Annotated in this window: 6 protein-coding genes; all 6 read right to left on the reverse strand. The window is 61.5% G+C overall.

Going from position 1 to position 10,254, the window contains the following annotated elements; all coding sequences use genetic code 11:
• Positions 1-913, reverse strand: a 913-nt coding sequence (tuf, locus tag AB7F49_RS07820) for an elongation factor Tu (protein WP_428521273.1), incomplete at its 3' end; no start/stop codon positions are given.
• Between the two features lie 52 nt (positions 914-965).
• On the reverse strand, positions 966-3,038 hold the full coding sequence (fusA, locus tag AB7F49_RS07825; protein ID WP_428521274.1) for an elongation factor G: 2,073 nt from the start codon (positions 3,036-3,038) through the stop codon (positions 966-968).
• A 10-nt stretch (positions 3,039-3,048) separates the two neighbouring features.
• On the reverse strand, positions 3,049-3,519 hold the full coding sequence (gene rpsG / locus AB7F49_RS07830; RefSeq protein ID WP_428521275.1) for a 30S ribosomal protein S7: 471 nt from the start codon (positions 3,517-3,519) through the stop codon (positions 3,049-3,051).
• A gap of 11 nt (positions 3,520-3,530) precedes the next feature.
• The gene (gene rpsL / locus AB7F49_RS07835) at positions 3,531-3,902 is read right to left on the reverse strand and encodes a 30S ribosomal protein S12 (RefSeq protein ID WP_325703758.1); all 372 of its coding nucleotides are present in this window, start codon (positions 3,900-3,902) and stop codon (positions 3,531-3,533) included.
• Between the two features lie 689 nt (positions 3,903-4,591).
• The gene (locus AB7F49_RS07840; RefSeq protein WP_428521276.1) at positions 4,592-5,629 is read right to left on the reverse strand and encodes a tetratricopeptide repeat protein; all 1,038 of its coding nucleotides are present in this window, start codon (positions 5,627-5,629) and stop codon (positions 4,592-4,594) included.
• A 360-nt stretch (positions 5,630-5,989) separates the two neighbouring features.
• Complete coding sequence (rpoC, locus tag AB7F49_RS07845) at positions 5,990-10,204, reverse strand: DNA-directed RNA polymerase subunit beta' (protein ID WP_428521277.1); 4,215 nt, start codon at positions 10,202-10,204, stop codon at positions 5,990-5,992.
• Positions 10,205-10,254: the final 50 nt, after the last annotated feature.

Raw genomic sequence — 10,254 nt, forward strand, 5'->3', positions numbered from 1 at the left:
TGTGCGGCTTCACCGAACCCGGCTTGCACAGCACCTGGCCGCGCTCGACTTCCTCGCGCTTGGTGCCGCGCAGCAGCGCGCCGATGTTGTCGCCGGCCTCGCCCTGATCGAGCAGCTTGCGGAACATCTCGACGCCGGTAACGGTGGTCTTGGTGGTCGGCTTCAGGCCGACGATCTCGACTTCCTCGCCGACTTTCACCACGCCGCGCTCGACTCGGCCGGTGCAGACGGTGCCGCGGCCCGAGATCGAGAACACGTCCTCGACCGGCATCAGGAACGGCTGGTCCTTCGGACGCTCCGGCTGCGGAATGTACTCGTCCACCGCCTTCATCAGTTCGAGGATGGCGTCCTTTCCGAGCTTGGGGTCCTTGTCTTCCAGCGCCATCAGGGCAGAGCCCTTGATGATCGGAATCTTGTCGCCCGGGAACTGGTACTTCGAAAGCAGCTCGCGCACCTCGAGCTCGACCAGCTCGAGCAGTTCCGGATCGTCGACCATGTCGACCTTGTTCAGGAACACGACCAGTGCCGGCACGCCGACCTGACGGGCAAGCAGGATGTGCTCGCGGGTCTGCGGCATCGGGCCGTCGGCAGCCGACACCACAAGGATCGCACCGTCCATCTGGGCGGCGCCGGTGATCATGTTCTTCACATAGTCGGCGTGGCCCGGGCAGTCGACGTGGGCATAGTGGCGGTTGGCGGTCTCGTATTCGACATGCGCGGTCGAGATCGTGATGCCACGCGCCTTCTCCTCCGGCGCCTTGTCGATCTGATCGTAGGCCGTGAACGTGGCGCCGCCGGTCTCCGCCAGAATTTTCGTGATCGCAGCCGTCAGCGACGTCTTGCCATGGTCGACATGGCCGATCGTGCCGATATTGCAGTGCGGCTTGCTGCGGTTGAATTTCTCTTTAGCCATAAAACTCTCCCTTCCGGGTCTTTCTGACGGTTGGTCGTTTCAGCTTTTAGGATCAGGCGAACTTCTTCTGCACTTCTTCCGAAACGTTACGCGGCGCTTCGGCGTAATGGTCGAACTGCATGGTGAAGGTGGCGCGCCCCTGAGACATCGAGCGCAACGTGTTCACATAACCGAACATGTTCATGAGCGGCACCATGGCATTGATGACATTGGCGTTGCCGCGCATGTCCTGGCCCTGAATCTGCCCGCGCCGTGAATTCAGGTCGCCGATGACCGAGCCGGTATAGTCCTCCGGAGTCACCACCTCGACCTTCATGATCGGCTCCAGAAGGACGGACTTGCCCTTCTGCAGGGCTTCACGGAAAGCCGCACGCGAAGCGATTTCGAAGGCCAGCGCGGACGAATCGACTTCGTGATAGGCGCCGTCGACCAGCTGCACCTTCACATCGACCACCGGAAAGCCGGCCACCACGCCCGCACCCAGCACGCTGTTGAGGCCCTTTTCCACGCCCGGGATGTATTCCTTCGGAACCGCGCCGCCGACGATCTTGGACTCGAATTCAAAGCCCTTGCCCGGCTCATTGGGCTCCACGACGAACTTCACGCGCGCATACTGGCCGGTACCACCGGTCTGCTTCTTGTGCGTGTAGTCGACTTCCGCCGGTTTGGTGATGCGCTCGCGGAACGCCACCTGCGGCGCGCCGATATTGGCATCGACCTTGTAGGTGCGCTTCAGGATGTCGACCTTGATGTCGAGATGCAGTTCGCCCATCCCCTTCAGGATGGTCTGGCCACTTTCCTGATCGGTCGACACGCGGAAGGACGGATCCTCCGCCGCGAGCTTCGCAAGGGCGACGCCAAGCTTTTCCTGGTCGGCCTTCGACTTCGGCTCGATCGCGATTTCGATAACCGGCTCCGGAAATTCCATCCGCTCCAGAACCACCGGCTTGTCGGGATCGCACAGCGTGTCGCCCGTCCTGGTCTCTTTCAGACCGGCAAGCGCGACGATGTCGCCGGCATAGGCTTCCTTGATGTCCTCGCGGTTGTTCGCATGCATCAGCAACATGCGGCCAATCCGCTCCTTGCGGTCCTTGGTCGAGTTGATGACGCCGGTGCCGCTGGTCAGCGTCCCGGAATAGATTCGGCAGAACGTGATGGTGCCGACAAACGGGTCGTCCATGATCTTGAAGGCGAGCAGCGCCATCGGCGCGTCATCCCTCGGCTCGCGCACGATCTCGTTGCCCTTGTCGTCCACGCCCTTGATGGCCGGCACGTCGATCGGGCTCGGCAGATAATCGACCACCGCGTCCAGCAGCGGCTGCACGCCCTTGTTCTTGAACGCCGAACCGCACAGCACCGGGAAGAACGCCGCCGTCAGCACCGCCTTGCGCAGCAGGCGCTTCAGTGTTGCCTCGTCCGGCTCCTTGCCGTCGAGAAACGCAGTCAAGGCGTCGTCATCGAGCTCGACGGCGGCCTCGACCATTTTCTCGCGATATTCCTTGGCCTGATCGAGCAGATCGGCCGGAATCTCCTCGTCGTGATATTTGGCGCCGAGCGCCTCGTCGTCCCATACCACCGCTTTCATGCGGACGAGATCGATCAGGCCCCTGAACTGATTCTCGGAACCGATGGGAAGCTGGATCGCAACGGGCTTGGCGCCGAGGCGCTTCACGATGTCGTCGAGACACTTGAAGAAATCGGCGCCGATCTTGTCCATCTTGTTGGCAAAAACGATGCGCGGCACCCGATACTTGTCGCCCTGACGCCATACCGTCTCGGTCTGCGGCTCGACGCCCTGGTTGCCGTCGAGCACAACGACGGCGCCGTCGAGGACGCGCAGCGAACGCTCCACCTCGATGGTGAAATCGACATGGCCCGGAGTATCGATGATGTTGAGACGCTTGTCGTTCCAGAACGCGGTGGTCGCAGCGGAGGTGATGGTAATGCCGCGCTCCTGCTCCTGCTCCATCCAGTCCATCGTCGCGGCGCCTTCATGCACCTCGCCGATCTTGTGGCTCTTGCCGGTGTAATAGAGGATCCGCTCCGTGGTCGTGGTCTTTCCGGCATCGATGTGGGCCATGATGCCGAAGTTGCGGTAGTCCTCGATCGGATGTTTGCGGGGCATTGCGGATCCTTTACCAGCGATAATGCGAGAAGGCGCGATTGGCCTCGGCCATGCGATGCACGTCTTCGCGCTTCTTGACAGCATTCCCCCGGTTATTCGATGCATCGAGGAGCTCGGCCGAAAGCCGGTCCATCATGGTCTTTTCGTTGCGGTCGCGCGCCGCCGAAATCAGCCAGCGGATGCCGAGCGCCTGACGGCGGGTCGAGCGCACTTCGACCGGCACCTGATAGGTGGCGCCGCCGACGCGTCGCGAGCGCACCTCGATCGAGGGCATGACATTGTCGAGCGCCTGCTGGAACACCTGCAGCGGATTCGACTTGGTCTTGCCCTCGATGATGTCGAAGGCACCATAGACGATCCGCTCGGCGGCCGATTTCTTGCCGTCATACATCAGCGAATTCATGAATTTGGAGACGACGAGATTGCCGAATTTCGGATCCGGGTTGATCTCGCGCTTCTCGGCAGAGTGACGACGGGACATCGCGCAAATCCTTATTTGGGACGCTTGGCGCCGTATTTGGAACGGCGCTGCTTGCGGTTCTTGACCCCTTGGGTGTCGAGCACGCCGCGCAGGATGTGGTAGCGGACGCCCGGAAGGTCCTTCACCCGGCCGCCACGGATCATCACCACCGAATGCTCCTGGAGGTTGTGACCCTCACCCGGGATGTAGCCGATCACCTCGAACTGGTTGGTGAGGCGCACCTTGGCGACCTTGCGCAGCGCCGAATTCGGCTTCTTGGGCGTCGTCGTATAGACGCGCGTGCAAACGCCACGCTTCTGCGGCGCGGCCTGCAAAGCCGGCACCGTGTTGCGGTAAGTCGGTTTGACCCGGCCCTTGCGGATCAACTGGTTGATCGTCGGCATCCGATTTAAGCCTTTATCCTCACCGTACGAGCCCGAAACCGCACCGGAAACGGACCCTCGCCGGACCGCGCGTTCACACGCGCAAAACGAAAACACGCCATCCGCTCCGGCTTTTGCGGATAGGCGCTTCACGATGCAGAGGACCACGAAGGCTTTCGCCCCGCGGTCGTGACTTTTCCAACTGGCTTCTTGCCGTCAGCGGCAGCGTCTGAGAATCATTCGTCGAGGCTTTGGGTCGCTGTCCACGAGAGCCAAATGAGCTGTGAACTCAAAGGCTTAAAGACTCGCTTTCAGGATGCCGTGCCGACGAGGCGATGCTCACCGCCTGCCGAAAGTGGGCGGTATGTATCGGCGTGGGGGTCTCAAGTCAAGCGAAGAAGTCCAGCATTTGCGGGCGTTTCATGCGCATCGGACGACAGAAGGCGTGGCCCTGGCCTCGGTCACCCCCCTCCCGGCGAACAAACCAGCCAAAAAAGGAAGCCATCAGCCCCACGTCCCAGACTTGATTTCAACTCAGCGGTTACAAACTCTAGCGATCCAACCAAGCCTTGCACCGGTCGAACCGAGGTCTCGTTCCCACGTTTGCAAGTTGGTGCGCCCTCTGTCGCTTCAAAAATGCCTGCCGAGACGGACGGTCCCAAGAGTTCCCGCAAGGGTTGTGGGGTGCGCCGGAGCGCCTCCGCTGCCGCTCAGGGTATGCGGTAGCGCTCGTATTTCGATATGACGTCAGCATCCATGGCTTGAGCGGAAGCCAGATCGGCCTCTCCGCCGCTGCGGTCGCCGGAGCGCATTCTGGCAAGGCCGCGTCCGTACAGCGCGTGGGCACGTTTGGCATCGATCTTCAGCGCCGCGTTGTAGTCGGCAATCGCTTCGTCAAAACGACGCAGCCTCAGGTAAACAAGACCACGACGGTCGCGCGTATCGATATCGTCCGGGTCGATCCGAACCGCTTCGCTGCAGTTCTTGAGCGCGTCGTCGAGTCGAACCACGATACCGAACATCCAACAAAGCATGTTATACGCAACGAAATTGTTCGGATCGATACGAACCGTGCGTTCATAATCTGCTATGGCGCGATCGTACTCCCCCTTGCCAACGAACACCGCGGCACGCAGGTTGAATGTAAAGGGGTTTTGCTCAAGCTGAAGCGATCGATCAGCATCAGTGATAGCGCGGTCGTAGTCGCGTTTCCGATAGAACGCCCGAGCGCGCATGGTGTATGCGGACGGATGGCCCGGCTCGAGTTGTATCGCCCGGTCAAAATCCGCAATGGCCCCATCCTGATCGCCCATATTGGAAAGCGCTCTGCCGCGGACGACGTATGGGCGGAAATTGTTGGGTCTTAGCTCGATTGACTGGCGTGCGTTTGCAGCGGCTCGGGCATCGTCTCCCTGCTCAAGAAACATTTGGCCGCGGTTGGTATAGACAGCAGCATACTTCGGATCCAGTTGAAGCGCGCGATCATAGTCCGCCAGAGCGCGGACGTAGTCCCCCTTTCTGACATAGGCAAGGCCGCGGTTGTTGTAGGCACCAGTCACGTTCCAGCCGCGACTGCTGCCCAAGGCAATCAGGTTGCTGCAGGCCGCAATTCGAGCATCGACCAGCGTCAGATCCTCGCAACGTTTCTCGTCTTCCAGCGAGGATTGCGATAGTCCCGGTGTGGCCCACCACGCCGTCGCGCCAGCAACGATCACGAATGCACCGAAGCGAGAAATCGCTTTCGACATCCTGCTTCCCCGAGCAAAAACTTCGATCATCCAGTGAACCACACCGTTGCGACCTTGAACAAGGCCGGAAAAGCGCAATGGATCGCGCGAACGCGCCCCTTTTCGTCTTTACTAAAAATGATCGCTATTCCGCCGCCGGCAGCGCCGGAGCCGCGACGGACTTCGCCGCAGCTTTCGACACAGCGTCAAGCGCCCCACCACGACAGGCATCTTCCTCACAAAAAAAGTATCATGGAAAATATCGTCAACCATGCGACCGCGAGGCTCACAACCCGCCGAAAGGCGCCGTGATCCGCATCAAAAGCAAAAGCCGCCCAACGCGACATTGGGCGGCTTTTGCACGTTCGTTCGGAGCGAAACCTACTCCGCCGCGGGCACCGGCAACGCGACCGGAGGTTCGGCCGTCTTGGCTGCCGCCTCCTTCGCCCGCTCATCCAGAATGAGCGTATCGCGCTTGGTGGCGATCTCGCGCAGCGAACTCATCATCGCCCCGGTGCCGGCCGGAATCAGCCGGCCGACGATGACGTTTTCCTTCAACCCATCGAGCGTGTCGGACTTGCCGTTGACGGCGGCCTCGGTGAGCACGCGCGTGGTCTCCTGGAACGACGCCGCCGAGATGAACGAGCGGGTCTGCAGCGAGGCCTTGGTGATCCCAAGCAGCACCGGATGTCCGCTCGCCGGCTTCTTGCCCTGCTCGACCGCCTTTTCGTTGATCTGGTCCATCTCGACGCGGTCGAGCTGCTCGCCCTGGATCAGGTCGGTCTCGCCAGCATCGTCGATCTCCACCTTCTGCAGCATCTGACGGACGATCACCTCGATGTGCTTGTCGTTGATGCCCACGCCCTGAAGCCGGTAGACCTCCTGGATTTCGTTGACCAGATAGGCGGCGAGTTCCTCGACGCCCTTGATCGCCAGAATGTCGTGCGGGGCCGGGTTGCCCTCGACGATGGAATCGCCCTTTTCGATCAGGTCACCGTCCTGCAAATGGATGTGCTTGCCCTTCGGGATCAGATATTCGACGGGCTCGACATCCTTGTCGGCAGGTTCGATCGAGATGCGTCGCTTGTTCTTGTAGTCGCGGCCGAAGCGGATCGTCCCCGAAATCTCGGCGATGACCGCGGCCTCCTTCGGACGCCGAGCCTCGAACAGCTCCGCCACCCGCGGCAGACCGCCGGTGATGTCGCGGGTCTTGGCGCTCTCGGTCGGGATGCGGGCGATGACGTCGCCGGCATAGACGGCCGCACCCTGATCTACCGACAGGATGGCATCGATGGCGAGCGGATAGCGCGCCTCGCCGCCGCGCGCGAGCTTGAGGATCTTGCCTTCCTTGTCCTTGATCGCGATCGCGGGACGCAGGTCGGCCGCGCGCTGCGACGTCCGCCAGTCGGTCACCACGCGCTTGGTGATGCCGGTGGATTCGTCCTGCGTTTCCGCAACCGACTGGCCTTCGACCAGATCTTCCAGTTCGGCATGGCCATCCACCTCGGTGATGATCGGACGGGTATAGGGGTCCCATTCCGCCATGCGCTGGCCGCGCTTGACCAGATCGCCTTCGTTGACACGCAGTCGCGCGCCGAACGGAAGACGGTGGGTCGCCCGCTCGGTGCCGTCGGGATCGACGACCGCCAGCGTGACGTTTCGGCTCATCACGATCAGTGAACCTTCCGAATTCTTGATGACGGCGTTGGCCAGCTTGTCCTTGAGCTTCAACCGCACCGTCCCATCGAAATTCGACTCGATGAAGGACTGCTCGTTGATCTGCGCCGCACCGCCGATGTGGAAGGTACGCATGGTGAGCTGGGTGCCCGGCTCGCCGATCGACTGAGCCGCAATGACACCCACCGCCTCGCCCATATTGACGGGCGTGCCGCGGGCAAGATCGCGACCGTAGCAGGCGCCGCAGACGCCATTGCTCAACTCGCAGGTCAGGACCGAACGGATGCGCACTTCCTGCACATTCGCAGCCATGATCTTCTCGACCTCGGCCTCTCCGAGCAGCGTGCCCTTCTTCGCAACGACGGTACCGGTCGCCGGGTCCTTCACGTCCTCGGCCGTGGTGCGGCCGAGAATCCGGATGCCGAGCGAAGCCACCACCGTGCCCGCGTCGATAATGGCGCGCACCTTGATGCCGGCGTCGGTTCCGCAATCATATGACGTGATGATGCAGTCCTGCGCGACGTCGACAAGCCGGCGCGTCAGATAGCCGGAGTTCGCGGTCTTGAGCGCCGTATCGGCCAGACCCTTGCGGGCGCCGTGGGTGGAGTTGAAATACTCCATCACGGTCAGGCCTTCCTTGAAGTTCGACACGATGGGCGTCTCGATGATCGAGCCGTCGGGCTTGGCCATCAGGCCGCGCATGCCGGCAAGCTGGCGCATCTGCGCAGGCGAGCCACGCGCACCGGAATGCGCCATCATGTAAATGGAATTGACCGGTGCCTCGCGGCCGGTTTTCGCATCCTTCTTGGTAGTCGAGATTTCGGTCATCATCTCGGCCGCGATCGCCTCTGTGCATTTCGACCAGGCGTCGACTACCTTGTTGTACTTCTCGCCCTGCGTGATCAGGCCGTCATTGTATTGCTGCTCGAAGTCCTTGGCCTCCTCGCGGGTCTTGTCGACGATCTTCCACTTGGCGGCGGGAACCACCATGTCGTCCTTGCCGAACGAGATGCCGGCCTTGAAAGCATGATGGAAACCAAGCGCCATGATGCGGTCGCAGAAGATGACCGTGTCCTTCTGGCCGCAATGGCGGTAGACGGTGTCGATCATGTTGGAGATTTCGCGCTTGGTCATCAGCTTGTTGACGACTTCGAAGGTCACGATGGCGCTCTTCGGCAGCACCTGACCGAGCAGAACGCGGCCGGGCGTGGTATCGTAGACTTTCTGAACAAGATTGCCGCCGGCGTCGATGCCGTTCCAGCGGTACTTGATCTTGGTGTGCAGCGTGACCGCCTTCTGCGACAGCGCGTGCTCGATCTCGGAGATATTGCCGAACACCTTGCCCTGTCCGGGCTCACCCTCGCGCATCAGCGAGAGATAATAGAGACCGAGGACGATGTCCTGCGACGGCACGATGATCGGCTGGCCATTCGCCGGATGCAGGATGTTGTTGGTCGACATCATCAGCACGCGCGCTTCCAACTGCGCTTCCAGCGACAGCGGAACGTGCACGGCCATCTGGTCGCCGTCGAAGTCGGCGTTGAATGCGGCGCAGACCAGCGGGTGAAGCTGGATCGCCTTGCCCTCGATCAGCACCGGCTCGAAGGCCTGGATGCCGAGACGATGCAGCGTCGGCGCGCGGTTGAGCAGCACAGGATGCTCGCGGATCACCTCGTCGAGGATATCCCAGACTTCGGGCTTCTCCTTCTCAACGAGCTTCTTCGCCTGCTTCACGGTGGTCGACAGCCCCTTCGCGTCCAGCCGCGAATAGATGAACGGCTTGAACAATTCGAGCGCCATCTTCTTCGGCAGACCGCACTGGTGCAGTTTCAGCTCCGGACCGACCACGATCACCGAGCGGCCGGAATAGTCGACCCGCTTGCCCAGCAGGTTCTGCCGGAAGCGGCCCTGCTTGCCCTTCAGCATGTCGGCAAGCGACTTCAGCGGTCGCTTGTTGGCGCCGGTGATGACGCGGCCGCGACGGCCGTTGTCGAACAGCGCATCCACCGCCTCCTGAAGCATGCGCTTCTCATTGCGGATAATGATGTCCGGGGCACGCAATTCGATCAGCCGCTTCAGGCGGTTGTTGCGGTTGATGACGCGGCGATAGAGATCGTTCAGGTCCGACGTCGCGAAGCGCCCGCCGTCCAGCGGCACCAGCGGACGCAGATCCGGCGGGATCACGGGCACATGCGTCAGGATCATCCATTCCGGCTTGTTGCCGGACTCAATGAACGCCTCGATCAGCTTCACGCGCTTCGCGAGCTTCTTCTTCTTGATGTCCGACTCGGTATTGGCGATCTCCGCGCGCAGGTCGCCCTGCAGCTTCGTGAGATCGAGCGCCTTCAGCATTTCCCGGATCGCCTCGGCGCCGATCATGGCGGTGAAGCTGTCCTGACCATACTCGTCCTGCGCCTTGAGATAGTCCTCTTCGGACAGCAATTGCCGGTCCTGCAGCGGCGTCAGGCCCGGTTCCAGCACCACATAATATTCGAAATACAGGATCCGCTCGAGGTCCTTCAGCGTCATGTCGAGCAGCATGCCGATGCGCGAAGGCAGCGACTTCAGGAACCAGATGTGAGCGACCGGCGCGGCCAGCTCGATATGGCCCATGCGCTCGCGCCGCACGCGCGACAATGTCACCTCGACCGAGCATTTCTCGCAGATGATGCCCTTGTACTTCATGCGCTTGTACTTGCCGCACAGGCACTCGTAATCCTTGATCGGACCGAAGATGCGCGCGCAGAACAGCCCGTCACGCTCCGGCTTGAAGGTCCGGTAGTTGATGGTCTCCGGCTTCTTGATCTCGCCATACGACCAGGACTGAATCTTCTCCGGGCTCGCGATCGAGATGCGGATCTGGTCGAAGACCTGAGCCGGCACCTGCGGGCTGAACAGATTCATGATTTCTTGGTTCATCGTCTTCTCCTCGGCCATGGCGCCGGCGTCCCGGGGCCTTCAGCCGTCAA

This window comes from Pseudorhodoplanes sp., assembly GCF_050250235.1.
In the GTDB taxonomy this organism is placed as follows: Bacteria; Pseudomonadota; Alphaproteobacteria; order Rhizobiales; family Xanthobacteraceae; genus Pseudorhodoplanes.

Excerpts from the sequence above, each read along its gene's own strand:
- rpoC (WP_428521277.1), bottom strand. The coding sequence starts at position 10,204 with ATGAACCAAGAAATCATGAATCTGTTCAGCCCGCAGGTGCCGGCTCAG.
- AB7F49_RS07840 (WP_428521276.1), bottom strand. The coding sequence starts at position 5,629 with ATGTCGAAAGCGATTTCTCGCTTCGGTGCATTCGTGATCGTTGCTGGC.
- rpsL (WP_325703758.1), bottom strand. The coding sequence starts at position 3,902 with ATGCCGACGATCAACCAGTTGATCCGCAAGGGCCGGGTCAAACCGACT.
- fusA (WP_428521274.1), bottom strand. The coding sequence starts at position 3,038 with ATGCCCCGCAAACATCCGATCGAGGACTACCGCAACTTCGGCATCATG.
- rpsG (WP_428521275.1), bottom strand. The coding sequence starts at position 3,519 with ATGTCCCGTCGTCACTCTGCCGAGAAGCGCGAGATCAACCCGGATCCG.